The sequence below is a fragment of the Streptomyces sp. NPDC051064 genome (genome assembly GCF_044455985.1).
Taxonomy (GTDB): Bacteria; Actinomycetota; Actinomycetes; order Streptomycetales; family Streptomycetaceae; genus Streptomyces.
Genome location: NZ_JBITFK010000006.1, coordinates 398,046 through 423,796, shown reverse-complemented (window position 1 = coordinate 423,796; position 25,751 = coordinate 398,046). Strand labels below are relative to the sequence as shown.

Genomic DNA, 25,751 nt, shown 5'->3' with positions numbered 1-25,751 from the left:
CAGCCGTGTACCGACGACAGCGGCTCCGGACCGGGCCTCAGATCCGCCGCAGCTGCCAGATCTGCGGCCCCAGCCCGTTGCAGGTCCACTGCTGGACGTTGGCACCCGGCGCACGGGAGCCCTCGGCCACGTCGAGGCACTGGCCGCTGGACCGGGAGACGAGCCGGTAGTACCCGCGGCCGACGCTCTCCGGACGCCAGTCCTGGGCCGACCGGGCGTTGCAGTACCACTGCCGGACGTTCGCACCGGGCGTCGTGGAACCGTTCTCCACATCCAGGCAGTGCCCGCTGTTGCGGCCGGTGAGGGTGAAGTGGCCGCCGCCGCGCGCGCGGAGCGTCCAGTCCTGCGGTCCCAGCCCGTTGCAGGTCCACTGCTGCACGTTGCCGCCCGGCGTCCGGGAGTCCGCCGCCACGTCGAGGCAGTGCCCGCTGGAGACGTTCTTCAGCCGGTAGAGCGCGCCGTCCGCCACACCGGCCGGGTCACCGCTGCCATTGAGGGAGCCCGTCGCGAAGTACGGCCGGCACACCGAACCGTCCCAGTCGGTGGCGATCTGCAGCAGCCGGCTTCCGTCGGCCGACGGAAGCAGCGGGGAGCTGTAGTTCTGGCAGTAGTTCACCGCGGGTTCGGTCACCCGCACGGGCGAATCGATCTCGTACCAGGGGCCGCTGCCGTTCTCCGTGTTGACGAGAATCGTACGGCCGCTGTCCGCGGAGGGGGTGCCGTCCCGGTTGAGCAGCCGCTGGCCCACCAGCAGGATGCGGCCGTTCGGCCCGCCGTCGGGTGACGGAGCCCACGCGATGGTCGGCGCGGCCCTGAAGTACTTGCCGTCGACCGTCTCCGGACGGTTGCCCAGGGCGGTAGGGTCACCCCAGTTCCAGCCGTCCGCCGACGTCCGGAAGTGCACCACGCACTGGTACTGGCCTCCGGGATTGCAGATCTCGAAGCTCATGAAGTAGGTGCCGTTCGGAAGCTTGCGCACCACGGGCATGCCCGGCCGGTCGGGTGTCCAGCTGCTGGCCACGGTGTCGTGGTGTCCCTGCCAGGTGACGCCGTCGTAGCTGCGTGACGCCACCAGCTTCTGACTGTGGGCGGGGTCCGTCTCGTCGGCGTAATGGCAGACGAGCGCGCCGTCGGCGGCAATGGAGAACTCCGGTTCCCACAGGCCGCCGGTGCCGCTCGCGACGGCACAGGCGGAGAGGTAGGACCAGGTCCGGCCCACGTCACTGCTGCGCCAGATGCGCAGCGCCATACGCCGGTCCTGCTCGTCCTGGCCCGCGGACGAGGCCCAGAGCAGCGTGCCCGGCGCGAGAGCACCCACCTGGCGTGGCAGCTCGAACAGGGTCGCGCAGCACAGTCCCTGGCCCGCCGCGGACTCGGGGTCGGCGACCCGGCCGACCTCGCGGAAGGTCGTGCCCCCGTCGGTGCTCTCATGGATGGCGCCGATGCCGTTGTCGCCGTCGAAGGTGACGACGCTCGCGAGCACGCGCCCGTCAGCCGCACCGCTGTGGGCGAGCCGCACGGCGCGGGGATACAGACCCGTGCCGTCGCGCAGGGGTGTGCCCGTGGCGGCGGGGGAGGCGGTGGTCCCGGGGGAGGAGCCGAGGGAGGCGCTGCCGGCCGCGGTCGGCACCGCGAGGGCCAGCAGGCTCAGTACCACGGCTACGCAGAGCAGGAGCCGTCGTGCTCCGGCCCGCGGGCGGGACGCGGCCGCACCGGAGAGCCGGTCGTTCCCTGGTGAGGTGTGGCAGTGAGGCCGTGGCCGGTGCATACGCATCAGGGATTCCTCTTCTCGGGTGACGGGCCGCAGCAGGCCCGGTGGAGGTGGCCGCCGAGGCGAGTCGGGCGATGCGGGGGCGGACGGGCATGCCCCTGCATCCCCGGCTCGGCGGCGTCGGAGTGCCCACGGGGAATGTACATCGATGTAAATGCGGGCCGTAAGGGTTCGGACGGATCGAGACTGTGGCACACCCGTGTGGAGGGCGGGAAGAGGTGGGGCGCACGTGGCTGATCCCCGGTGCGGCACGATGGCGAACAGGCCGGGAACAGCCTTCCTCTACTGCCGGGAGCCTGCTCCCGCCCGGTTCACCAGGTCGAAGAACGTGTCGCCGCGGACGACTTCGAACGGCTCGCCGAGCAGATCGCAGAGTTCGGCGATGTCGCTCGGTGTCCAGCTCCAGGCGTTGACGGCGCCGGCGATGAACAGCGGCGCGGCGCGGTCCCAGCCCTCGATGACGAACGGGATTCATCCGTCGCCTGCCGCATTGCGGGGGTTGTACGCGTAGACCAGGTCCATGCCGGTTCGGCGCAGGAAGTGCCCGGTGAGTTCCGTGTACGCGTCCAGGGGCCTGGCACGGGGCTCCCATGACACACGCCATGAAAGCCCCGTGGGCCCGGCCCGCGACGCACGACGAGAGCGTGCTCCCCGTTCGTCCCGGTGAGGGTCACCAGTCGTGGACCGTCCCGTCGTGCAGCCGGTTGACCGGGAGGTAGGCCGCCTCGTACGGGTGCGCGGCCGCCAGTTCCTCGTTCAGCTCCACGCCGATGCCCGGCGCCTCGCCCGGGTGCAGATGGCCGTCCACGAAGGTGTACGCGTGGGGGAACACCTCCTCGGTGAGCGCCGTGTGGCCCGAGTACTCCTGGATGCCGAAGTTGTGTACGGCGAGGTCGAGGTGGACGGCGGCGGCCATGCCGACCGGGGAGATGTCCTCCGGGCCGTGGATCGCACTCTTGATCTGGTACTGCGCGGCGAAGTCGAAGAGCTTGCGCAGCGGGGAGACGCCTCCGAAGTGGGTGACGGCGGAACGCACGTAGTCGATCAGCTGCTCGGTGATCAGGGACTGGTAGTCGTAGACCGTGTTGAAGACCTCGCCGATGGCCAGCGGTGTGGTGGTGTGGCGGCGGACCAGGCGCAGAGCCTCCTGGTTCTCGGCGGGCGTGCAGTCCTCGAGCCAGAAGAGACGGTACGGTTCCAGGTCCTTGCCGAGGCGGGCGGCCTGGACGGGGGTGAGCCGGTGGTGTGCGTCGTGCAGGAGGGGGAGATCCGGGCCGAACTCGGCGCGCACGGCCTCCAGCACGTCCGGCATGTGACGCAGATAGGCGTCGGTGTCCCAGTCCTCCACCAGTGGCCGGGCCTGCTGGTGGAGCACGGGGGAACCGCTGTCGTCCGTGCTCGACACGCCGTAGACCGCCTTCAGCCCGGGGATGCCGGACTGCACGCGTACGGCGGGGTAGCCCTCGGCGAGGCGGGCCCGGACCGAGTCGAGGAGTTCGGGGATGTCACGGCCGTTGGCATGGCCGTAGGTCCCCACACGCTCCCGGCTCGCCCCGCCCAGGAGCTGGTAGAGCGGGAGGCCGGCGGCCTTCGCCTTGATGTCCCAGAGCGCCACGTCGACGGCGGCGATCGCGGCCATCGTCACCGGTCCGCGCCGCCAGTAGGCACCCCTGTACAAGGACTGCCAGGTGTCCTCGATGCGGTGCGGGTCCAGCCCCATGAGGAGGGGCACCACGTGGTCCTCGAGATAGCTGACCACGGCCAGTTCCCGGCCGTTGAGTGTGGCGTCGCCGAGGCCGGTGAGACCCTCGTCGGTCGTCAGTCTGAGCGTGACGAAGTTACGGCCGGGGCTGGTGACGAGGACCTTCGCGTCGACAATTTTCATGGGGGTACTTTCTTCCGAATGCGGTGGTGAGGGGCCGTTCAGCCCTTGGATGCGCCGGAGGTCAGACCGGCCACCAGGTACTTCTGTCCGAGGACGGCGGCCAGCACGACGGGGACGGTGATGAGCGTCGCGGCGGCCATCAGGCCGCCCCAGTCGGTGCTCGCGTACGAGATGAAGTTGAAGAGGGTCACCGGCACCGTCTGGGTGCGGTCGTCGGCGAAGATCAGCGCGAACATGAAGTTGTTCCAGCTGAAGACGAAGGCGAGCAGGGAGGCGGTCGCCGTCCCCGGGGCCGCGAGGGGCAGCGCGATGCGGCGGAAGGCGCCGAACGCGCTCAGCCCGTCGGTGCGCGCGGCCTCCTCCAGTTCGACCGGCAGGCCGGCGAAGAAGCTGATCATGATCCACATGATGAGCGGGACGGAGACGAACATCTGGCTGAGGACCAGCACGGTGTAGGAGCCGACGAGTCCCATCTGCGCGAACAGGTAGTACCAGGGCACGAGCAGCGAGATCGCCGGCACGATACGCGCGACGAGGATCAGCGAACCGGTGCGGCGCATGCCGAACCGTCCGACCGCCCAGGCGGCGGGCACCGCGATGACGGCGGAGAGCACGGTGGAGACCACGCCGACCAGCAGGGAGTTGCCCATCGACCGCAGGATCTGCCCGGTCTCGACGATGCTGCGGAAGTTCTCGAGGGTGGGGCTGAACCACAGGCCCACGGACGGATCGGTCACTTGGACGTTGGTCTTGAAGGCGGCGGCGAACATCCACACCAGGGGCAGCGCGAAGACCAGCGTCACGAGGCCGATGGCGATGCCGCGCAGCCACGAGCGGACCGCGCGCCGGCGCAGGTGTGCCGGGACGGGCGTGGGGGTGACGATGGCACTCATGCGGTCTTCCTTCCGCTCCGGCGGCGCAGCAGCACCACGACGCCGATGATGAAGAGCGTGAACAGGACCAGGACGGCGGCGGCCAGGCCGTACTCCTGGTAGTCGAAGGTCAGCCCGTAGGCGTAGACGTTGAGGGTCTCCACCTCGAAGTCCGAGCCGCCGCCCGCACCCTTGGTGGCGTAGAGGATGTCGAAGGTCTTGAGCGCGTCCACCGCGCGCAGCACCAGGGCGGTGGCGAGCGTCGGTCCGAGCATGGGCAGCACGACGTGCCGGAACCGCTGCCAGCCGTTCGCCCCGTCCACGCGGGCGGCCTCCTCCGGCGCCTCGGGCAGCGTGGTCAGCCCGGCGAGCAGCAGCAGGGTCATCATGGGCGTCCACTGCCAGACATCGATGAGCATCAGGGTCGGCAGCGACTGGCTGACGGAGCCGAGGAACTCCTGCCGGGGCAGCCCGACTCCGGCGAGCAGATGGTTGGCTATGCCGTTGGTGGGGTCGAGGATCAGCAGCCAGAGGATGCCGATCGCCACCGGAGTGGTGAGCAACGGGATGATCAGAACCGTACGCACCCATCGCATGCCCCGGAACGGCTTGCGCATGAGCATCGCCAGGGCGAGACCGAGCACCGTCTCCAGGATCACCGCTCCGACGGTGAAGACCAGTGTGCGCTGCGCGGCGGGCCAGAAGCGGCGGGTGTCGCCGAGGGCGTCGGTGAAGTTCCGCAGGCCCACATGCTCCTTACCTGCGTTCACCGCGCCGAAGGCGTCGGTCAGGCTGAGGTTGACGGTGTAGACCAGCGGAAAGACGATCATCAGGCCGACGAACAGCAGTGCGGGGGCGAGCATCGCCCATTTCAGCCGGCGGTTGGCCTGTTCGAAGGTGCGAGGGCGGCGCGCGCGGGCCGGACGTGTGCCCGGCGCGGTGGCGGGCCGGGCCGGGGAGACCTCAGTGGTGGACATCAGGACTCCTTGTGGCGGTTGTCGCGGACGAGGAAATCGGCGAACTCCGCATCGGCGTCACGGGCCACCGGACGTACGTCGTCGCCGAGGATGCCCGCGACCAGGGGCCTCCCGACGATGTCCCTGGCCCGGCCGACCTGAAGGACCCGGGGCCGGTCGTAGCCGAGGCCCCGCTCCGCGTTGAGCCGCATGGCCTCGGCGAGATCCGGGGGGAAGGAGGCCAGGGACGCGGGGTCGGACCACACCGAGCTACGGGCGCCGGGGATGCCGTCCTTCTGGAGGGCGGCGGTCACCTCGGTACCGGCGGCCCACTTGATGAACTCCCAGGCTTCGTCGCGCAGCAGACTGAACTTGCTGATGCCCAGACTCCAGGACGGGATGTTGTGCGGCCGGGCGCCGGCCGGTCCGGCCGGGAAGGGTGCGAAGCCGACGGCCTCGCGCACGGTCGACACCTTCGGGTCGAGGAAGCTGCTGTAGATCGCGTCGGCGTCGATGTAGAAGGCCGCCTTGCCCTGCGCGAAGATCGGCATGGCCTGTTCGAGGCTCATGTTGGTGGCGCCGGGCGGTCCCGTCCTGGCCAGGAGGCTGCCGTAGTACTCGTACGCGGCGAGGGCCTCGGGTGTGCCGATACCGGACTTGCCCCGCACGACGAAGTCCCCGCCGTGCGAATAAAGGAAACTCGACCACTGGGACACGGCGCCGCTGCGCTGGCCCCGGCCGACGAATCCGTAGAACCCCTTCTTCTTGTCGGTGAGTTCCCGGGCCGCCGACATCAGCGCCTCCAAGGTGCGCGGCGGTCCCCCTAGGTCCTCCACCAGGTCCTTGCGGTAGTACAGCGCGGGGCGCTCCGTCACCACCGGGACGCTCAACACCTTGCCCGCCGTCACCGAAGCCTCGCGCGGGGCCTTTTGGAAGTCGGGCCAGGCGAACTCCTCGTCCTGGGTGACGCGGTCGCTCAGGTCGGCCAGCCAGCCGTTGTGCGCGAAGAGCAACTGCTCCTGGAGCGCGCGGACCATCATGACGTCCACGTCGGTGCCCGAGGCGTTGAGCTTCACGTTGTAGCTGCTCGCCAGCTGGTCCGCGGTGAGCAGGGTCATGGAGACCCGCCGCCCGATGCGCTCCTCGAACTCCTTCGTGCGGCGGCGGATCGCCTGGGACCACACGTGGTTGATCGCCATGATCCGCAAGGGTGTGTCGGCGGATGGCCGCCCGCCCCTGCTCGTACACGCGCCGAGCGCCCCCATCCCGGCGGCTCCCGCGACCCCTGCCGCCAGCCTGCCGAAGGAGCGCCGGCTGAGGAGCTGGCTGCTCGTGGACATCGTCGTCCTCGTCTTTCTGCGCTGTCGTGCGTCCTGCTCACCTGAGGCGTTTCGTCGCCGCGGGAGCTGCCGATCCGTCTGGCCCAACTGGTAGGACCAGTTGAACCAGACGGACGTTAGCAGGGGAGAGGCGTGCCGAACAGCCCTTGGACGGGCCGGATTCACCGGAAAGCGGGTTCGTGGGCGGTCAGCGGTGGGAGGCGCTACTCGGCTGTCCTGCCGGCGCCGTACCGGTTTCCGGTCCCGTCCAGCAGCGTTTCGATGTGGTTGCGCGCCATGATGTCGACCTGGATGTCGAGATCCTTGCCGTAGGTGCGCAGGCCGAGCATCAAGTGCTCGCGCATCCGCTCACCGGCCAGTTCCACGTCGCGCGCCTCGATCGCCTCGAAGATCTCGGGGTGGTGCGGAACACCGGGCTCACCGATCGAGGGGTCGGAGTTGGAGCGGAGCATCATCTCGAACATCATTCCGCTGATCGACGAGAGCATGATCCTGAGGACAGGGTTCTTGCTCGCCTCGGCGACGGCGTCGTGAAAAGCCATGTCGGCCCGGGCCTTGACGACGACGTCGCTCGCCGACTCCAGGGCGTCCCGGGCGGACCTCAGCGCCTCGATGTCCTCGTCGGTCGCGTGCTCGGCCGCCAGACGTACCGTCTCGACCTCGAGCGGCAGCCGGGCTTCGATCAGCTGCCGGACGGTGGGCCGGCCCGCGCGGTACAGGGCGTCGTACCCCCTGGCCTGCCCCGAGGTCTGCTCGCGCACGAAGGACCCGCGACCCGGCGCCACCTCGATCAGGTGCTGGGCCTCCAGTCGCCGCAGAACCTCGCGTACGACGTTCCTGCTGGCCCCGAACTGGGCGGCGAGCTCGCGCTCCGAGGGGAGTTTGGTCCCGACCGCGATGTCACCGGACCGGATGTCGTGCTCGAGTTCCCGCGCGATCCGTTCCGTCAGGAGACCACGCCGTTCGGGGGCCGCGGCCTGGCCGGAACGCGCGGGGAAGGAAGAGGCGGACGGCTGCATCCCCGCAGCGTACAGGCTGGTCATGAGCGGGCGGAGCAGGAATTCCCGCAGCCGGAGGAGCGGTTCGGTCTACGGCCTCCCGGGGACGGACCTGCCCGCCCGTGTGGCGTCCGCGCCCCAGCTCGCCAGCAGGCGCAGTGCGTCGGCGGACGCGGAGCCCGGCTCCGGGTGATAGGCGATCACCGACTGCTCCGCGTCGTCGGGCAGAGCGAAGGTCTCGAAGCAGAGCGTCAGCTCACCCACCAGTGGATGGTGCAGCCGCTTGACGCCGTGGCTCTTCTCCTTGACGTCGTGCCTGGCCCACAGCCGCCGGAAATCCTCGCTCTTCACGGACAGCTCACCGACCAGCGCGGAGAGACGCGGGTCGTCGGGGTGACAGCCCGCGTCCATCCGCAGGTAACTGACGATGTCCGCCGCCTTCTGGTCCCACTCCACGAAGAGGTCCCGGTACTCCGGCTTCAGGAATGTCAGCCGCGCCCAGTTCCGCTCCTGCGGCGGAAGCTGTGACCAGTCGCCGAAGACCGCCGCCGCCATCCGGTTCCAGGCCAGGATCTCGGAACGCCGCCCGATGACGTACGCGGGGACGCCCTCCATCGTGTCGAGCAGCTGACAGAGGGTGCCGCGCACCCGCTGCTGCCGCGTCGACGGCTTCTTCCTGTGCTGCTTGGGCTTCGCAAGGTGCGTGAGGTGCGCCTGTTCGGCGCTGGTCAGCCTCAGCGCCGACGCGATCGCACCCAGTACCTCCCCGGACACGTTCTGTCCGTTGCCCTGTTCCAGACGTGTGTAATACGCCACGGACACCCCGGCCAGCTGCGCGAGCTCCTCGCGCCGCAGCCCCGGGACCCGGCGATGGCGCCCGAAGTCGGGCAGACCCACATCCTCGGGCTTGAGCCGCGCCCGCCGGCTGCGCAGGAACTCGCTGAGCTCGGCGCGCCGGTCGAGGGCGTGCCCCACACCGTCACCGGGGACATCCGCGGACTGCCGCTCGGGTACAGACTGCTCCTCCATGGCTCCAGTATCCATGGTCGTACGCACACCATCCTGACCCCGCCAGTAGTAGGACCACTGGACGTAGGCAGAGCTGTGGCCTGGGTGAATGCGTGGAGACAGGGCAGGCTGGACGACGTGCCCGGACCGAAAGCCGCCGGGCGCAGGACCACTCCTTAGGAGAATTCCCGCATGACCACTGTCGCTGCGTACGCCGCCCCTTCCGCGAAGGCTCCGCTGGAGCGCACCACCATCGAGCGACGCGCGGTCGGCGAGTTCGACGTCCTGATCGACATCAAGTTCGCCGGCATCTGTCACTCGGACATCCACCAGGCCCGCGACGGCTGGGGCGAGGGCATCTTCCCGATGGTGCCCGGCCACGAGATCGCCGGCATCGTCACCGAGACGGGCTCCGGCGTCACCAGGTTCGCCGTCGGCGACCGCGTCGGCGTCGGCTGCATGGTGGACTCCTGCCGTGAGTGCGAGAACTGCAAGGCCGGCCTGGAGCAGTACTGCGTCAAGGGCAACGTCGGCACGTACAACGCCCTGGACAAGAACGGCGACCCCACGTACGGGGGCTACTCCACGCACATCGTCGTGGACGAGAACTACACGGTCCGTATCCCCGACGGTCTCGCGCTGGACGAGGCGGCGCCCCTGCTCTGCGCCGGCATCACCACGTACTCCCCCCTGAAGCACTGGAACGCCGGCCCCGGCAAGAAGGTCGCCGTCCTCGGCATGGGCGGTCTCGGGCACGTGGGCGTCAAGATCGCGCACGCGCTCGGTGCCGAGGTGACCGTTCTCTCGCAGTCCCTGCGCAAGCAGGAGGACGGGCTGAAGCTGGGCGCCGACCACTACTACGCCACCAGCGACCCGAAGACCTTCGAGGACCTGCGCGGCACCTTCGACATCATCCTGTCCACGGTGTCGGCTCCGCTGGACTTCGGCGCGTACCTCTCCCTCCTCAAGACGGACGGCGCGCTGGTGAACGTCGGCGCTCCGGAGGAGCCCATCTCCGTCAACCTCTTCTCCCTGATCGGCGGACGCAAGTCCCTCTCGGGTTCCGGGATCGGCGGCATCCAGGAGACCCAGGAAATGCTGGACTTCTGCGCCGAGCACGGATTCGGCGCGGAGATCGAGCTGATCGGCGCGGCCGAGATCAACGAGGCGTACGAGCGCGTGCTGAACAGCGATGTCCGCTACCGGTTCGTGATCGACACCGCGACCATCTGAGACCCGTCACCCCGATCCCGGGTCCTGCCCCGGGGTCGGGGTGCACGCGGCTCTCAACCGTCCCCGTTCCCAGCGAAGAGCGGCCACCAGTGCCTCGCTCGCCGAGCACCAGACCTGTCGGGCCCCGCCGAAGCCCTGTTCCAGGGACAGCAGTCCGCCGGCCGGCAGGTTGATGCCGACGGGCAGGCGCAGCAGATCGCGGTAACGGCCCCTGCGCGACGCCAGGTTCGGCTGCGTCTCCCGGTGGTGTCGATGAACACCGGCCGGCCCGGCGGGTCGACCTTGCCGGGTGGCCGCTGCCCGGTTCGTCGTCGCCTCTGACCCCACGACCTGATATGCCCCGTACATCGCTCGCTGTGGCGCTGCGGATTGGCCGGACCGGTGAGCACGCCGGACGGGAACGCCTCCGGCGAACCCGCGCATCAGAGGCTTTCCGCATGCCGAGACGGCCCGGCATGCGGAGGGTCCTCGTCCCTATATTCGTACGCATGTCTGCATCGGCCCTGTCACTGTGCCTCGCGCTCTTCGCGCACTCGGCGTGGTGCGTCGACGACGGCCTCTGTCGCGGCTGAGCCCCGCGTCGGCGGCGCGTGCCGCGCTGTCGACAGCCAATGCCGCTGTCCGCCGAGCATCATCCCGGAGACCTTCGTGACCACCGCGCCACCTGCCGGGCGGGCCGCGCCGCCGCGCGCACTGCCCGCCCTGTTCGACCCCTCTCCCACCTCCGTGCCGCGACCGGAGGCGCCGCCGCTGCCCCCGGTACGCAGGACCCCACTCGTCGTGGCCGGACTGCTCGCCATCGCCTTGACCGCGTACGTGTGGTCGGCGCACGGCGCCAAACCGGGTGTGCTGCTCCTGCTGGGGCTCGGACTGGGCGTCGCGCTCTTCCACTCCCGGTTCGGCTTCACCTCCGCCTGGCGGCAGCTCATCGCCGTAGGCAACGGCACCGGGCTGCGCGCGCACGCGCTGCTGCTCGGCACCACGGCCACCCTGTTCGCGCTCGTCATCGGCACGAGCACCGGGTTGTTCGGCTCGCAGCCGGCACCGTCCGGCGGAGCGATCGGCGTCGGTCTGGTCGTCGGCTCGCTGCTCTTCGCCGTCGGGATGCAGCTCGGCGGTGCCTGCGCCTCCGGCACCCTCTTCGCCGTCGGCTCGGGGCAGACCTCGGTGCTTCTGACCCTCGGTGGCTTCATCGCGGGGGCCACGCTCGCCGCCTGGCAGTTCGACCTGTGGAAGGACCTCCCCGCCTGGGAGCCGGTCGTGCTCTCCGACCACATCGGCTGGCTCGGCTCGTGGGCGGTGACGATCGCCGCGCTGCTGCTGGTGGTCGTGGTCACCCGACGCGTCCAGGCCCGACGTAACCCGCCGCCGCTCGGCGCCGTACCCTCGGCGCGCACCTCGGTCGTACGGGCCTTCCGCGGCTCCTGGCCGCTGGCCGCCGGCGCCCTGGTGCTGGCCGTCCTCGGCGCGGGAGTGCTGCTGGTGTCCGGCGGTGCCTGGGGTGTCACGAGTGCGTTCAGCCTGTGGGGCTCGGAACTGGTAGGCGCCCTCGGCGGCCACCCGGAGAACTGGACCTGGTGGCGGCAGCCCGGCAACGCGGAGATGCTGTCGGGCCCCGTGCTGGCCGACAAGACCAGCCTCACCGACATCGGCATCATGATCGGTGCGGCGGTGGCGGCCGCGCTCGGCGGTACCTGGGCCCTGCACCGTGGCGTCCCGTGGCGTACGGCTGTCGCCTCGGTGCTCGGCGGTGTGCTGATGGGCGTGGGCGCACGGCTGGCCGGAGGCTGCAACATCGGCGCCTACCTCGCAGGCGTCGCCTCGGGCAGCCTCAGCGGCTGGCTGTGGGGAGCGGTCGCACTGGCCGGCACCTGGATCGGGCTCAAACTGCGTCCCCTGTTCGGCCTGGGCAACCCCAAGCCGGGGGACGGCGTCTGCTGATCGCGGCCGCCTCCCGCAGGCCGCCGGACCTGCCCTTTCACACGGCAGAAGCCGGCGGCTCGGGGCCCTCCTCTACGATCACCCCCGTGTGCGCAAACGTCATAGTCGCGGAAGACGACGCGAAACAGGCCGAGCTGGTCCGCCGCTACCTCGAACGCGAAGGCCACGCGGTCACGGTGGTGTCCGACGGCCTCGCCGCCCTCGAACAGGCGCGGCAGGGGGCTCCGGACCTGTTGGTGCTCGACGTGATGATGCCCCGGGCGGACGGGCTCGACGTGGTCCGCATCCTGCGCTCCGAGAAACGGGAGTTGGCGGTCCTCATGCTGACCGCCCGGGCCACGGAGGACGATCTGCTGCTCGGGCTGGACCTGGGCGCGGACGACTACATGACCAAGCCCTACAGCCCGCGGGAGCTCATGGCACGCGTACGCACCCTTCTGCGGCGCACCCGACGGGACGGCGGACGCGAGGACAGCCACGTCCTGCGGGTGGGATCGCTCGCCGTCGATCCCGTACGTCACGAAGTGGCGGTCGAGGGCATAGGAGTCGAGTGCACACCGGGGGAGTTCAGGCTCCTCTCGGCGATGGCCGCGGAGCCCGAACGGGTCTTCACGCGCGAGCAGCTGCTCGCCGAACTCCACGGGTTCGACCGGTACATCAGCAGCCGGACCGTCGACGTGCACATCATGAACCTCCGCAAGAAGATCGAGCGCGCCCCCCGGCGGCCGGTCCGGCTCCTCACCGTCTTCGGAGTCGGCTACAAGCTCATGGACCCGCAGAAGGGCGCCCCGCGTGCCGAGGCGCGCTGAGCGCGGCGGACCGCGCCTGCGGCTCCCGCTGCGCAAGAGCCTCCTCGGCCGGCTGCTGGCGGTGTCGGCCCTCGTCGCGGCCTGTTCGGTCGCCGCGACCGCGTGGCTGGCCGTACAGACCACATCCGGTGCGATCGAGCAGGAGCAGGGCCGTAACCTCGCCGCGGACACCCGCGTCCTCGACGCCCTCCTCGCCTACGCGGCCGAACACCCCTCCTGGGACGGGGTGGGGGCCACCGTGAAGGAGCTGGCCGACGCGTCCGACCGGCGGATCACGCTGACGACGCAGAGCCGGCAGATCCTCGCGGACTCCGCCGCGGCATCCTCCTCGCCGCCTCCGGCCCTGCCTCCCCAGGCATCGGCGGTCGTGGACCCGCTGTCCGTGGCCGCCCCCTCCGAAGCCGATTCGGGCTCCGGCTCCGTGACGGTCGCGGCACCCGGCACGGACGGGGCGCAGCGCTCCGGCAACGACAGGGTCGACCCCCGGGCCGTCGGACCGTTCAGGCTGCCCGAGGCCGAACGTACGTCGTTGAGGCGTACCGCGGACGAGGCGGTTCAGTGCCTCAGCCGGTCCGGGATCGCCTCCGACGTCGTCGAGGGGCCCAGCGGGCGGCCCCGTATCCAGGTCGTGGGCAACGATCCGGACCGCATGCGCGGCAGCCAGTGCTCCACCGACGCCCTGGACAGCCCCACCACAACCGAGACGAAGGCGCTCACCGCCCTCAACGAGCTCGTCAACGCGTGCCTGGACCGGCAGGGGCGCGAGGCCGTACAGCTCGATCTCGACCTCTCGTGGAGGACCGACGAGGAGCCGGCCGCCGCGACGGCCGTCCCCGAGCCGACACCCGTGCCCAGCATCAGCGTTCCGCGGGAGGCCCTGCCGACACAGCTCTCCACGCCCGCGCCCCTCGACAGCGAGAACGACCGCGACATCGCCTCATGCGTCGGCATCGCCCGCCAGGAGCAGCTCAGTTCGTACGTCGCCTCACCCGCCCTGCTGTTCATCAGCGACCCGGGCGGGGGCGCCGTGCCCGGCTTCGAGCTCTCCCCTGCGAACACGGCGAAGATAACCGGGGTCGCGGCACTCGTCCTCGCCCTCACCGTCGGCGCCTCGATCCTCGCCGGAGTACGGCTCGTGCGGCCGCTCCACGCCCTCACCGGAGCGGCCCAGCGCATGCGGGACGGCGAGGAACCCTCGCATGTGGTGGTCGCCGCGGACAACGAGATCGGCCGGCTGGCCACCGCCTTCAACGACATGTCGGCGCACCGCGCCCGGCTGGAGGAACAGCGCAAGGTGATGGTCAGCGATGTCGCGCACGAACTGCGCACACCGTTGAGCAACATCCGCGGATGGCTTGAGGGTGCCGAGGACGGCATCGCCGATGTGGACGCGATGTTCGTCTCCTCGCTGCTGGAGGAGGCGGTGCAGCTGCAGCACATCATCGACGACCTCCAGGACCTGTCGGCGGCCGATGCCGGTGTCCTGCGCCTGCACCCCGAACCCGTACGGATCGAGGAGCTGCTCGCCCATGCGGTGGCCGCCCACCAGGCCCAGGCCGATGCCGCCGGGGTCGGCCTCACCGTGACCGTCCCGGACGGACACGGTGCGGTCCCCGAACTCACCGCCGACCCCGTTCGGCTGCGGCAGGCGATCGGCAACCTGGTGTCCAACGCCGTACGCCACACCCCGGCGGGAGGGCGGGTCACCCTGCGCGCCTACGCGACCGGGTCCGGGGAACCGCACGAGGAGGTGGTGCTGGAGGTCGCCGACACCGGAAGAGGCATAGCGCCCGAGGACCTGCCGTACGTCTTCGACCGGTTCTGGCGCGCGGAGAAGTCACGCAGCCGGCGTACGGGTGGCAGTGGCCTCGGGCTGGCGATCGTCCGCAAGCTCGTCGAGGCGCACGGCGGGTCGGCCGGAGTGGTCAGCACGGTGGGCGAAGGGTCGGTGTTCACCCTGCGGATGCCGCCGGCCGGCCCTGATCCGATGAACATGGCGGTCTGACAGCTTCCTCACAACTTCGCTCCAGTCTGTGGGCATGCCCGGCGCCCGACGCGCATCCGTGCGCGGGCACCACCAACGCCGAGCTGGAATCGGAGTTCTTCATGTCCCTTCGTCCGACCCTGCGCACCGCCGTCCTGGCCACTGTCGGCCTGGGCGCGGTCCTGCTGCCGTCCACCGTGGCCGTCGCCGATGCCACGCCCACGCGGGCCGCCGCCGAGCGCAGCGCGACCCCCACCCCCGCGCCCGAAGGCGCCGAACCCACCGAGCTGGCTACGCCCGTCCCCGCCGAGTCCGTGCCGGCCGGCACGGTTCCGCGCGGCGGCGTCGACGCCGGTGAGCGCCCGGCCCAGGGCGCCGGTGACACCGCGCTCTACGGTTCCGCGGCCGGAGCGGTGCTGCTCGCGGGCGCCGGTGTCCTCGTGCTGCGCCGCCGGTCCGCCGCACAGCGCAACGGCTGATCCCGCCCGGTGGCGTCGCTCCCTCAACGGGGCGGCGCCACCCGCCGTTCTTCCTCCCGCTTCAGCTCGCCCCGCACCCGGAGTGCTCATGCCCCTCAATCTGAACCCGTCATGGCGGACGGCCGCGTCCGTGACGGCAGCCGCTCTGCTGCTCGCCCCGCTCACCGGCTGCGGTGCGTCCGACACCCCCGAGCCGTCCGTCAGGGCGGCCTCCGACGCGCCCCCGTCCGAGGAGGCGCCCAAGGCACCGGCGCCCACGCGGCTGACCGTCCCGTCGCTCGGGATAGACAGCGCGCTGCTGCGGCTGGGACTCAACGAGGACGGCACGGTCGAGGTCCCGCCCGCGGACAAGGGCATGACGGCCGGCTGGTACGCGGGCGGAGCCGTGCCCGGCGAGCCCGGTGCGGCCGTGCTGATCGGCCACAACGACACACGGTTCGGCAAGGCCGTCTTCCACGACCTGCACGCCATCGACAAGGGGGCGGACATCGCCGTGTCCGGCGGGGGAGGGGAGGAAGCGCACTTCACGGTCACCGGGACGGAGACCGTGAGCAAGAACTCCTTCCCCACGCAGAAGGTCTACGGAGCCACAGACGAGCGCGTGCTCCGGCTGATCACGTGCGACGGGGCCTTCGACGCTGACGGCCACCCCGTGGACAACCTCATCGTGTACGCCGAACTGCGCTGACGGCGAGCCGGCCGGCCGCAAGCGTCACACCCACGCGCACGCACCGGAACGGGGGACGCGCCGGAGACGCGCGGGCTCGTGATCACGTGCCCCGAAGGAGCACCAGCGCCCCCCGATCCGCTGCCGGGGCACGACCGATACGACGGCACGAAGTCCCCGCACGGCCTCAACTCCTCGCCCACCACGGGCGTGCAGCCGTCGAGGGGTCGGCCGGTTCGAGTGCGTCACAGCGATCGAGGACGAGCCCACCGGGCATCAACTGTGCCCCATCGGGCAGTTCATCCTGTCCACGCGGCCGGTGACGCCCCGTCTCCCGCTTGTTAGCGTCTTGGCGTGAGACGATACAGCCCGCCGATATCACGCCCCGCCCCGGCGCCCTCGTGGAGCCGGCCCGGCACGTGACCAAGGACAGGGAAGGCACGGCGTTCCCCCACCCGGTGGGAACCACCGCGCACGACGACGGCCTTCAGCCGCGCCCCGCAGCACCGCACCCCGATCCGGCGGAGAGCCTCCTGGGGCGGCCCGGAGCGACCGGGCACGAACCCACGGGGGACGACACGGCAGAGCCCGGACCGAAGCCGCCCGCCACGGGGTCGGCCAACACCTTCCCGGCCGTCGACGCGTCCGACAGCCGCACGCCCCCACGACGTAGGCGCGGCCCCCGCCCCGTCACCCTGATCGTGCTGCCCAGCCTGGTGATAGTCCCCGGAGTCGCCATCTTCCTCGCCCTGACCGGCGGCCTCGACCTGGCCCCGCCGCAGGACCCGGGCCCGAGCCAGTCAGCTGTCAGCAATGTGGACGGCTCCTACGTCCCCTGGCTGCGCAGGGCGACGGCGGACTGCACGGGAGTGACCCCCGCACTCCTCGCCGCGCACATCGACCAGCTCTCCGGATGGCAGGACAACACCGCGAGCCTCTCCGAGCAGGGCATCGCCCGTTTCACGGACGCCGGCTGGAAGAGCTGGGGTCGGGACGACGACGGCAACGGCAGTTCCTCGCCGCGCGACGCCGGGGACGCGATCATGGCGCTGGGGCGGCAGGACTGCTCCCTGGCGGAGAAGGTGACCGCGCTCCGTACCAAGGGCACCGTCAACGGTGACGTCGCCGACCTCACGCTCGCCGCGTATGCGGCCGGGGTGGACCAGGTCAAGAAGGCCGGCAAGGTCCCCGCCCCGGCCCGCACCTTCGTCGCCGACGTCAAGAAGCGGCTTCCGCAGTACGACGCACTGGTCCGGCGGAACCCCGAGCAGAACGGCCCGGCCTCCGGCGCGCTTCTGGCGCCGCCCGTCACCACGCTCACCGTCACCTCGTCGTACGGTTCGCGCACTCACCCGCTGACCGGGGTCACCAAGCTCCACACGGGCGTCGACTTCGGCGCGCCGCAGGGCGCTCAGGTGTCCGCGGCACGGGACGGACGTGTCGAGTTCGCGGGCATGACCTCGGCCTACGGCAACCGCGTGGTGATCGACCACGGCACCATCGACGGAAAGCGGCTGGAGACCACCTACAGCCATCTGTCCGCCCTCCAGGTGACGACCGGCCAGAGCGTGACCACGGGCCATCCCGTCGGGCTGGTCGGCTCGACAGGTCTGTCCACCGGACCGCATCTCCACTTCGAGGTGCTCTTCGACGGCCAGTACATGGACCCGATCGCCTGGCTCGCCAACGGCGGCTGAGCCCGCCGCCTGTCACCCGAACATGGAACGGGCCGCCGGTGAACCGACGCCCCGTCAATAAGGAGCGGGGCCGGGCGGCCCGCCGGCTTCCTCGACCGTCGGTGCCTTCGGCCACGGCATGGTTCCGGGCCTGCCGATGGCAGTGTTTCTGCGCTCAACAGCATGGTGCTCCCAGTGAAGTTGCACGTCAGGGGGCCGGGACCGAAACTGATGACCACAGGGGGCGCTGCCATCGACCGACTCGCGCGCAACGTCTGCCAGGACTTCATGGACCCGAAGCGGAAGTCGGCGTTCCAGGAGTTCCCTGCTGCGCCGGCCGAGTCAGAGTCTCAGCCAGTCGATCGACGCCGTAGCCGCTGATCAGAAGGCGTTCCTTACGGTTGCCGGTGAGCAGTTGGCTCCAGTCGACGAAGCCGCCGTCGGCGACTTCCAGGTAGTGGCCGTCCACGCTGGTGCAGATCTTGAAGCACATGCTCGTGTAGTAGCCGCGTCCGGTCGTACGGTCCGGGTCCTCGATCACGGCGATGCCCGGCAGCGCGGCGAGATCACCGCGAATCCGATCGATGACCGGGCGGCACGCGTCCTCCAGGCAGGTGAGCCGGATCTCCGTGTGCTCCGCCCCGGCGGCGGCCAGCGCTCGAGCGGCGAACCGCAGATGGTCGGCCAGCTGCTGGTGTTCGAAGGATCGGTTGCCGGTATCCCGACCGGCGGTCACCAGGCCGAATATCTGGAAGTGGGCGAGCATCCCGGGAGCGTCGAAGTGCTGTGCCCGGGCCACTCTCTGACTGGCGGCCAGCCTTACCGGCACCGTTGAACGAGGATCGGCGGCCAGGGCCACCGAGCGTCGCAGGGATGCCTCCAGGGCCAGCGCATTCGTCGGGTCAGCTGCCACCTCGCTGCCGCGAACCGTTGCGATCACCTTGCGCGGATCCACGGTCGCGACGGCCGAATGGGCTGCCAGAGGCAGGACAGGGGCAAGCACGAGAGTCTCGAACCCGTCGGGCAACGCGGACACCAGAGCGTCCTCGGTACGGCGAAGTGCGGTGAAGCCGGTCGGTGCGGGTGCTACGAACCGGTCGTCGCGGTAGCGCCGCATCACCTCCGCCGGCGTGCGCTGCTCCGCTCGGCGCCGGAACACTTCGAGCAGCAGTGTGGTCAGATCGGCACCGGACATACCGTTGCTCAGCAGGTCCAACAGTCCGGGGACGCCGGGCCTTCCCAGCACTCGTCGTAAGGCCGGGTTGGCCGGGCTGTCTGCATCGGGCTCATGAGGCCTCATGAGGGCGATTATCGGCTGAAGGGTTCCGGACCGGCCACGGATTTTCTTGCACGCCGCCGGATACGCCGATGCGGAACAGGCGGGGCGATCGGCGTGCTCCTGCTCGTCGCCTGACCGCGCCAGGTGGCGGAGACGGTCAGCGGCGGTACGCGGCCGTCGCGATCTCGATGAACGAACGGATCAACGGGTTGCGGTCACCCTCGTTCCACACCGCCACCACCCGGCTCGGCGCCATGTCGGTCAGCGGCACCGCGGCCAGCCCCGCGGGCATGTCGTGGCCGAGCGGGGCCAGGCCGACCGTGCCGTTCCACAGCACGGCCTGCAGGCACTCCTGGACCACGCGGACCACCGGCCCCTCGCGTGGCTCGCCGCCGTTCCAGTACGACCGCCACAGCGGGTCGGTCCCCTGCGGGAACTGGAACCAGCGGCGGTCGCTCAGGTCGGCCAGCCGCAGGCTGTCACGGCGGGCCAGTGGATCGTCGGCGCGCAGGACCGCTCCCACCGGATCCGAACGCAGCTCCCGCACCGTCAGGGCGGTCTCGTCGAACGGCGCCCGGGTCAGGGCGACGTCGACAAGTCCGGCGCGCAGACCGCAGGTCGGGTCGGTCAGTTCGGCGTCGCGGATGCGGATGTCGATACCGGGGTGGCTGCGACGGTAAGCGGCGGCCAGCCTGGTCGCCGCCACGTCGGTGCTGTCGCCCAGAATGCCGACGGTGATGGTGGCGCCGGCGGCCGCCGCGGTCACGTGCAGGCGTACGCGGTCGGCGTGGTCGAGCAGGGCGCGCGCCTCATCGAGCAGCAGGGTGCCCACCGCGGTGAGGGTGACGCCGGCAGGCGAGCGGACGAGCAGCAGGGCCCCGAGCTCGGCCTCGAGCTGCTTGACCGCCCGGCTCAGCGGCGGCTGGCTCATGTGCAGTCGCGTGGCGGCCCGACCGAAGTGGAGTTCCTCGGCGACCGCTACGAAATACTGCAGGGTGCGTAGCTCCACGCTGCAACGATATCCGCAAGGTATCGACCTGGCGGAACAGGTCTTGGACAGTCGCAGGGCGCCGCCGGTGCACTGGAGCCATGAACATCGCATACTGGATCATCGCCGGGGTGCTCGCCCTCTTCTACCTGTACGCAGGCGCGCTGAAGGTGATCCGCAGCCGCGATCAGCTCCGCCCGATGATGGCCTGGGTCGACCGCGTACCCCTGCCGGCCGTCAGGGCGCTGGGAGTGGTCGAAATACTCGGCGCGACCGGGCTGATCCTTCCTCCGCTGACCGGCATCGCACCCTGGCCGGCGCTTGCGGCGGCCATCGGGTTCGTGCTCCTGCAACTCGGCGCGATCGTCGTCCACAGGACAGGTGAGGATCGCCGGATCACACTCAACGTCGGGCTCCTCGCGGCCGCGGCCGTGGTCATGTGGCCGGCCTCCACCTGGCTGTGACCGGGCGCAGACGCAGACCGGGTGCACGGAGAAACACGTTCGCCGGAGCCCGGGGTGCGGTTACGCGTGCGCCTGGTCCGGTTCTCCGCCGGTTTCCGCAGCGGCGGCTTCCTGCGGGGACCGCGTTCGTGTGCCCCAGCGTTCGACCGTGGGGCCGACCGCCCCCACGGCCGCGAAGAACGCGCCGAGGAGCAACCAGCCGGTCGTGCCCATCCCGAGCACGACGGTCGTGAGGAGGGCGGGAGCGAGCGCCTGGCCTGCGCTGAAGCCGAGCCCGAGAAGCCCTTGGTACTGGCCTTGGGCATGGTCCGGTGCCAGGCCGAAGCCAAGGGCGAAGCCGGCCGAGGACTCCCAGATCTCCCCGAGGCTGTGCACGGAGATCGCCGCGACCACGAGGCCGGCGGCCGCCCACGCGGGAGCGTGCGCCGTCAGGGCCATCATCGGACAGCTGAGGAGGAAGAGCAGCCCTGCCGTGCGGAACGCCCTGCCGCCGTCGAGAGGGGTTTCGATGCGGGATCCGATCCTGGTCTGCAACAGGACGCAGACTCCGGCATTGATCGCGGACACGGCGGCCACGGTCCAGCGAGGCGCGTCCGTGTGCTCCGAGATCCAGATTGGCAGAAGCAGGGAGACCACCGGATATTGGAGCCCCATGGCACCGTGGAGCACTGTGAAGGCCACGAACGGACGGTCGGTGAGAGCGATCCAGCGGCGGCCGTCCTGCGACGACGGCGCCAATGCCCTGTAGTGGGGGAGCAGGAACAGGAGGAGGGCGCACAGGGCGAAGCTGGCCGCGTTGCCGAGAATCAGCACGATGTAGGCAGCACGCGTGTTCGCCGCGACCGCGAATCCGGCACCCACGGTTCCCAGGACGACGCCCAGATTCACGTACGTACGGAGCTTCGCCCTGAACAGTGCCGGGCGGTCGGTGCCGACCCTGACCACCAGGGCTCCCCAGGCCGCGCCGGCAGTGGCTGCGGCAAGCTGGTCAACGGCAGCGATGACGGTGAGACCGGCCCAGCTCTCGACGAGCACGAGAGCGGACATCGCCACGGCCTGGACCGCCAGGGCGAGCATCATGACCGTGCGCGGGCCACGTCTGTCGGCCAGATGGCCGCCCGGTATCCCCGAGAGCAGGCCGATCAGACCGGCGATGGTGAGGGCGGCACCCACCTGCACCGCCGGGAGATCCACGACCAAGGTGAAGTAGAGCGCGGACGCCGTGTTGAAGAGCCCGTTACCGACCCGGTTCACGAAGCTGGCCAGGATCAGTACACGCTCCGACCTGTTGCTCCCCGCTATGTGAGCCATACGGCCGGGCGGTCGTCCCTTGGTCATGGGCGCAGGCTAACAGCGGTCGTACGCACGGTCAGCGGTGCGAATTCTGCGGGTGGGCGGACGAGGATCAGGCAGTGGCCGGGGCTTCAGGTCCGGCCCCCTGCGCCGACGTTCGTGTCCGGGGCAGGAAGAGATGGGTCTGGGCCAGACCCGACCGGGCTCAGCACCGCGCCCGCCAGGCCGGTCCAGCGCGGAGCGCCGGCGAGCGCTGAGCCGCCCGCCTGCCGCAGCTCTTGACGAGTACACGCATGCGGACCAAGAATGATCGCGCAGTGCGCATGACAACGTTGTCTACGTCCGAGAGGCGCTCATTCCATGAGATGGACCCACTGGATTCGCGGGGCGGGGGCGGTGGCCGCCACGGCCGCCCTCCTCGGCGGCGCCGTCGCCGCGCCTGCCGCGGCGGACGGAGAGGGGCACGCCGAGCGCGCCCGGCTCACCGATCTCGTCAACCCGTTCATCGGAACCGAGAACGAGGGCAACACCTACCCCGGCGCCGCGGTGCCCTTCGGCATGGTGCAGTTCTCGCCCGACACCGGGCACAACACCGGCTACGACTACTCGGAGACCCACATCAGGGGCTTCTCCACCGTCCACATCTCCGGTGTGGGCTGCGGCCTCGGCGGAGACCTCCCGGTGCTTCCGACGACCGGTGACATCACGTCGACGGACAACGCCGCATACGCGGCGGAGTTCAGCCACGACGACGAGAAGGCGAGCCCCGGCACCTACGAGGTCGGTCTCAAGACAGGCATCAAGGCCGAGCTGAGCGCCACCGAGCGCACCGGAGTGCAGCGCTACACCTTCCCCGCCACGGACAAGGCCAACGTCCTCATCAACGCGGGCCAGTCGCTGCACAAGACCGTGGACACCGACGTCGAGATCCTCGACAACCGCACCGTACGCACGGCCATCACCGGCAGCGGCTTCTGCCAGGACACCAAACCGTACACGGTGTACACGATCACCCGCTTCGACCGGCCGTTCACCACCTCCGGCACCTGGAAGGGTGACAAGGTCACCGAGGGCTCGAAGTCCTCGTCCGCGGCTGCCGAGCGCAACGGCGCCTTCGTGCGCTTCGACACCTCCGAGGACCGCACCGTCGAGGCGACCACCGCGATCTCGTACGTGGACGCCAAGGGAGCCGCCCTCAACCTGCGTGCGGAAGGCGGCCGTTCGTACGACCGCGTCGCACGCTCGGCCCAGGCCGCCTGGGAGGACCGCCTCGACGACGTCCGGGCGAAGGGCGGCAGCGAGACCCTGCGCCGGACCTTCTACTCGTCCCTCTACCGCTCGTTCCTCGCGCCGAACATCGGCAGCGACGTCGACGGCCGCTACACGGGCTGGGACCAGAAGATCCACCGTGCCAAGGGATTCACCTACTACCAGAACTGGTCGCTCTGGGACACCTACCGGACCCAGGCCCAGCTCCTGTCGCTGCTCGCACCGCACGAGTCCCGCGACATGGCGATCTCGGTCATCAAGATCGACGAGGACAGCGGCTGGCTGCCCAAGTGGGGCTACGGCACGGTCGAGACGAACATCATGATCGGCGACCCCGTCACGCCGTTCCTCACCAACGCCTACCAGCAGGGGTTGCTCAAGGGATACGAGGAACAGGCGTACCGCGCCCTGAACAAGAACGCCGACGACGTGCCGCCCGCCGAGTCCGCCCCCGTGGGCCGTGAGGCCAACAAGGAGTACCTCGCTGACGGTTTCGCGCCGTACATCAAGGGCCGGGCCCATGTGAAGCCGGGCGACTCCGACTACGACCACGGTGCCTCCGCGACCCTGGAGTACGCGCTGTCCGACGCGATGCTCGGGCAGATGGCGAAGGAACTCGGCCACGACGAAGACGCCGCGCGCTATGCGGAGCGGGCGCAGAACTACCGGAAGATCTTCGACAGTTCGACCGGCTTCTTCCGCGCACGGGACGCGAACGGCGCCTTCACGGGCCCCGCCGACCCGGCGCAGAGCGAGGGCTTCCACGAGGGCACGTCCTGGCAGTACCAGTGGCTCGTCCCGCAGGACCTGCCCGGCATGGTCTCCCTGATCGGTGGCACCGAGTCCGCCAACGAGCGGCTCGACTCGTTCTTCGCCTACGAGCAGTTGCTGCAGGACCCGGCGAAGACCGCCCGCGAGGTGTGGGTGAACGGACCGTACGACTACTACAACGCGGACAAGTACAACCCGCAGAACGAGCCTGACCTGATCGCCCCCTACACCTACCTCTCCACGGGGCAGCCCTGGAAGACGACCGACGTGGTGCACGCCGCGCTCACGCTCTTCACGGACACCCCGACCGGCATGACCGGGAACGACGACCTGGGGACGATGTCCGCCTGGAACGTCCTGTCCTCGATCGGGATCTTCCCGGTCCAGCCGGGCACCGACACCTGGGGCCTGTCGACCCCCGTCTTCGAGCGGGTGGACCTGACCCTCGACCGGCGCTACTACCCCAAGGGCCGGCTGACGGTGAAGGCTCCGGGCACCTCCGACTCGGCGCGCTACATCCAGTCGGCGCGGACGGACGGCGCCGCCTACGGCAAGACCTACCTGACCACCGAGGACATCCGCGGCACACGCGACCTGTCGTTCGAGGTCGGTACGGAGCCTTCCCGGTGGGGAACCTCGGCGGACGCGGCACCGCCCGCACTCAAGTGAGCCGCTGAACAACCTCTGTCCGCAGCCGGGCCGGCCGGGGCGCACCCAGCGCCCCGGCCGGTCCGGGCCGTCAGGACGTCGAGAGCTCGCCTCGCACGGCGCGGGCCGCGGTGTCGAGGTTCACCAGGGACGCGCGGCTCTCCGGCCGGTCGTCGCGGACGAAGGACCAGGCCAGCATCGTGGCCGGCCCGGTGGGCATGCCCTTGACGGGACGGCCGGTGAGGGACTGGGTGTACGTCGTCCAGCCCACCGCCATCGGCCCGGGGCGGGAGATGTCGCCGGCCAGGACCGGCGACGGACATAACGGGTGCCGTAGGACTGGACCCAGCCGTGCCGGGTCGCGAGACAGCCGGTCACCCGCTGCACCCACCAGCTCACGGGGCCGTACGAGGACGCGGTGCGCCAGGCCCAGGATGCGGATGGTGTCGGCGCCGGCTCACACGGGACCCGTGTTCCTGGCCCATACGCGCTGAACGGCCCGGTGGTCGATCAGCGTGACGCCCTCCCGGGCCACGGCATCCCGGGCCTCCGGCGACGTGAGGAACTCATGGTCCGTACGCCGCACATGGCGGTCGCTGTCGGCGCCCCGTGACGCCCGGCCGGCGAGACCGGGATGGACCGCCCATTCGCTGAGCCCGGCAGGCAGGTCGTGGAGCAGTCGGCCGTAACGCGCCGCCTTGCCCTCGACCGGGAGGGAGAAGCTGTCCAGGAAGTCATGGTCGATGACGGGCAGTCCCCTTCGCCGCATGGCCCGCAGCCCCGGCTCCAGCCAGACGCGGACGGCGAGGCCGTACTCGGCGGCCAGCCCCACGGCCAGGTCGAGGATGTCGTCGCGGCCTCCGTCGGCCAGGCAGTGGAAGTCCAGGTGGGTCGGCGTGAGGCCGGCATCGGCGACGGCGTCGATCTGCGCGCGGAACTCGGTCTCGACCTCGTCGGGCCGGGCGCGGCCGAGCAGGGCGGTCCGCCCTGCGGTTGTCGGCTCGAAGAAATTGCCCGCCGGGTCGAGCAGGGAGGGAACCTTCTCCCTGGCCGTCAGGGGACCCCAAGGACGGTCGGGCGTCTCGCACACCGTGGTGAGGTGGATCCCGAACGGAATCCCCGGCCTCCGCCGGAGCAGCCGCATCGCGTCCGCCGCCGCCGGACACACGGTCATGAGGCTGCACGAGCCGGCGATCCCCTCCTCGATCGACTCGATCACCCCTGCGTTGACCGCGGGGCACATGCCGAAGTCGTCGCAGTTGACGATCAGCAGGCGGGCATCGGCCGGGAACCCGAGAAGCCGGTTCCACCGCGCCGGCGACGTCACGATCGCGGGTCCGACGCCTTCTTCATCCATGCCCGCAGTCTGGTCCCCGACCTGACGGTTACGCACGCGGATTTCGTCGAAGCGCTTCGACTA

Annotated in this window: 22 protein-coding genes and 1 pseudogene; 9 read left to right on the top strand and 14 right to left on the bottom strand. The window is 70.4% G+C overall.

The window, feature by feature from the left end:
• Positions 1-37 precede the first annotated feature (37 nt).
• The 9 genes from ACIBCU_RS23510 to ACIBCU_RS23470 all read right to left on the bottom strand — a co-directional run bounded on the left by ACIBCU_RS23510 (position 38) and on the right by ACIBCU_RS23470 (position 8,851).
• Positions 38-1,774: an RICIN domain-containing protein gene (locus ACIBCU_RS23510; protein ID WP_399233660.1), complete on the bottom strand. Its 1,737-nt coding sequence runs from the start codon at positions 1,772-1,774 to the stop codon at positions 38-40.
• A 279-nt stretch (positions 1,775-2,053) separates the two neighbouring features.
• The gene (locus tag ACIBCU_RS23505; protein WP_399233923.1) at positions 2,054-2,230 is read right to left on the bottom strand and encodes a hypothetical protein; all 177 of its coding nucleotides are present in this window, start codon (positions 2,228-2,230) and stop codon (positions 2,054-2,056) included.
• 12 nt (positions 2,231-2,242) lie between these two features.
• The gene (locus tag ACIBCU_RS23500; RefSeq protein WP_399233658.1) at positions 2,243-2,368 is read right to left on the bottom strand and encodes a hypothetical protein; all 126 of its coding nucleotides are present in this window, start codon (positions 2,366-2,368) and stop codon (positions 2,243-2,245) included.
• Positions 2,369-2,441: 73 nt separating this feature from the next.
• Positions 2,442-3,656, bottom strand: a complete 1,215-nt coding sequence (gene manD, locus ACIBCU_RS23495) for a D-mannonate dehydratase ManD (RefSeq protein WP_362943612.1) — start codon at positions 3,654-3,656, stop codon at positions 2,442-2,444.
• Positions 3,657-3,694: 38 nt separating this feature from the next.
• Positions 3,695-4,549: a carbohydrate ABC transporter permease gene (locus ACIBCU_RS23490; RefSeq protein WP_399233655.1), complete on the bottom strand. Its 855-nt coding sequence runs from the start codon at positions 4,547-4,549 to the stop codon at positions 3,695-3,697.
• A complete protein-coding gene (locus tag ACIBCU_RS23485) occupies positions 4,546-5,505 on the bottom strand; it encodes a carbohydrate ABC transporter permease (RefSeq protein WP_399233653.1) in 960 nt (319 codons plus the stop codon). Before ACIBCU_RS23485 ends, ACIBCU_RS23490 begins: the two co-directional genes overlap by 4 nt.
• Positions 5,505-6,824 (bottom strand): ABC transporter substrate-binding protein, encoded by a 1,320-nt coding sequence (locus ACIBCU_RS23480; protein ID WP_399233651.1) that lies wholly within the window; start codon positions 6,822-6,824, stop codon positions 5,505-5,507. The genes ACIBCU_RS23485 and ACIBCU_RS23480 overlap by 1 nt, the downstream gene beginning before the upstream one ends.
• A gap of 203 nt (positions 6,825-7,027) precedes the next feature.
• Positions 7,028-7,843 (bottom strand): FadR/GntR family transcriptional regulator, encoded by an 816-nt coding sequence (locus ACIBCU_RS23475; protein ID WP_362937052.1) that lies wholly within the window; start codon positions 7,841-7,843, stop codon positions 7,028-7,030.
• 69 nt (positions 7,844-7,912) lie between these two features.
• The gene (locus tag ACIBCU_RS23470) at positions 7,913-8,851 is read right to left on the bottom strand and encodes a helix-turn-helix transcriptional regulator (protein ID WP_362937049.1); all 939 of its coding nucleotides are present in this window, start codon (positions 8,849-8,851) and stop codon (positions 7,913-7,915) included.
• A 171-nt stretch (positions 8,852-9,022) separates the two neighbouring features.
• Here ACIBCU_RS23470 and ACIBCU_RS23465 point away from each other — a divergent pair, with 171 nt between their 5' ends.
• The 7 genes from ACIBCU_RS23465 to ACIBCU_RS23435 all read left to right on the top strand — a co-directional run bounded on the left by ACIBCU_RS23465 (position 9,023) and on the right by ACIBCU_RS23435 (position 17,640).
• On the top strand, positions 9,023-10,063 hold the full coding sequence (locus tag ACIBCU_RS23465; protein WP_362937046.1) for an NAD(P)-dependent alcohol dehydrogenase: 1,041 nt from the start codon (positions 9,023-9,025) through the stop codon (positions 10,061-10,063).
• Between the two features lie 648 nt (positions 10,064-10,711).
• Positions 10,712-12,004, top strand: a complete 1,293-nt coding sequence (locus ACIBCU_RS23460; protein ID WP_399233648.1) for a YeeE/YedE family protein — start codon at positions 10,712-10,714, stop codon at positions 12,002-12,004.
• Positions 12,005-12,090: 86 nt separating this feature from the next.
• The gene (locus ACIBCU_RS23455) at positions 12,091-12,813 is read left to right on the top strand and encodes a response regulator transcription factor (protein ID WP_362937040.1); all 723 of its coding nucleotides are present in this window, start codon (positions 12,091-12,093) and stop codon (positions 12,811-12,813) included.
• Complete coding sequence (locus tag ACIBCU_RS23450; RefSeq protein ID WP_399233645.1) at positions 12,797-14,818, top strand: sensor histidine kinase; 2,022 nt, start codon at positions 12,797-12,799, stop codon at positions 14,816-14,818. The genes ACIBCU_RS23455 and ACIBCU_RS23450 overlap by 17 nt, the downstream gene beginning before the upstream one ends.
• 101 nt (positions 14,819-14,919) lie before the next feature.
• Entirely contained in the window at positions 14,920-15,276 is a 357-nt protein-coding gene (locus ACIBCU_RS23445; protein WP_362937034.1) for a hypothetical protein, read from the top strand.
• An 88-nt stretch (positions 15,277-15,364) separates the two neighbouring features.
• Entirely contained in the window at positions 15,365-15,964 is a 600-nt protein-coding gene (locus ACIBCU_RS23440) for a class F sortase (RefSeq protein WP_399233643.1), read from the top strand.
• Between the two features lie 512 nt (positions 15,965-16,476).
• Positions 16,477-17,640 (top strand): M23 family metallopeptidase, encoded by a 1,164-nt coding sequence (locus tag ACIBCU_RS23435; RefSeq protein ID WP_399233921.1) that lies wholly within the window; start codon positions 16,477-16,479, stop codon positions 17,638-17,640.
• Between the two features lie 265 nt (positions 17,641-17,905).
• Here the strand turns inward: ACIBCU_RS23435 and ACIBCU_RS23430 are convergent, their stop codons facing one another.
• Positions 17,906-18,919, bottom strand: coding sequence for a hypothetical protein (locus ACIBCU_RS23430; RefSeq protein WP_399233641.1), 1,014 nt, complete (start codon positions 18,917-18,919; stop codon positions 17,906-17,908).
• A 136-nt stretch (positions 18,920-19,055) separates the two neighbouring features.
• On the bottom strand, positions 19,056-19,892 hold the full coding sequence (locus tag ACIBCU_RS23425; RefSeq protein ID WP_399233919.1) for a LysR family transcriptional regulator: 837 nt from the start codon (positions 19,890-19,892) through the stop codon (positions 19,056-19,058).
• A 95-nt stretch (positions 19,893-19,987) separates the two neighbouring features.
• On the opposite strand from ACIBCU_RS23425, the gene ACIBCU_RS23420 reads away from it, so the two are divergent.
• Positions 19,988-20,350: a DoxX family protein gene (locus ACIBCU_RS23420; protein ID WP_399233639.1), complete on the top strand. Its 363-nt coding sequence runs from the start codon at positions 19,988-19,990 to the stop codon at positions 20,348-20,350.
• A 60-nt stretch (positions 20,351-20,410) separates the two neighbouring features.
• Here the strand turns inward: ACIBCU_RS23420 and ACIBCU_RS23415 are convergent, their stop codons facing one another.
• Positions 20,411-21,688 (bottom strand): MFS transporter, encoded by a 1,278-nt coding sequence (locus ACIBCU_RS23415; protein WP_399233636.1) that lies wholly within the window; start codon positions 21,686-21,688, stop codon positions 20,411-20,413.
• Positions 21,689-22,003: 315 nt separating this feature from the next.
• On the opposite strand from ACIBCU_RS23415, the gene ACIBCU_RS23410 reads away from it, so the two are divergent.
• Entirely contained in the window at positions 22,004-24,352 is a 2,349-nt protein-coding gene (locus ACIBCU_RS23410; RefSeq protein ID WP_399233633.1) for a GH92 family glycosyl hydrolase, read from the top strand.
• 142 nt (positions 24,353-24,494) lie between these two features.
• Here the strand turns inward: ACIBCU_RS23410 and ACIBCU_RS23405 are convergent.
• Positions 24,495-24,706 (bottom strand): annotated as a pseudogene (locus ACIBCU_RS23405) (5-methyltetrahydropteroyltriglutamate--homocysteine S-methyltransferase); the annotation flags it as partial.
• A gap of 82 nt (positions 24,707-24,788) precedes the next feature.
• Positions 24,789-25,688, bottom strand: coding sequence for a polysaccharide deacetylase family protein (locus ACIBCU_RS23400; protein WP_362937013.1), 900 nt, complete (start codon positions 25,686-25,688; stop codon positions 24,789-24,791).
• Positions 25,689-25,751 lie beyond the last annotated feature (63 nt).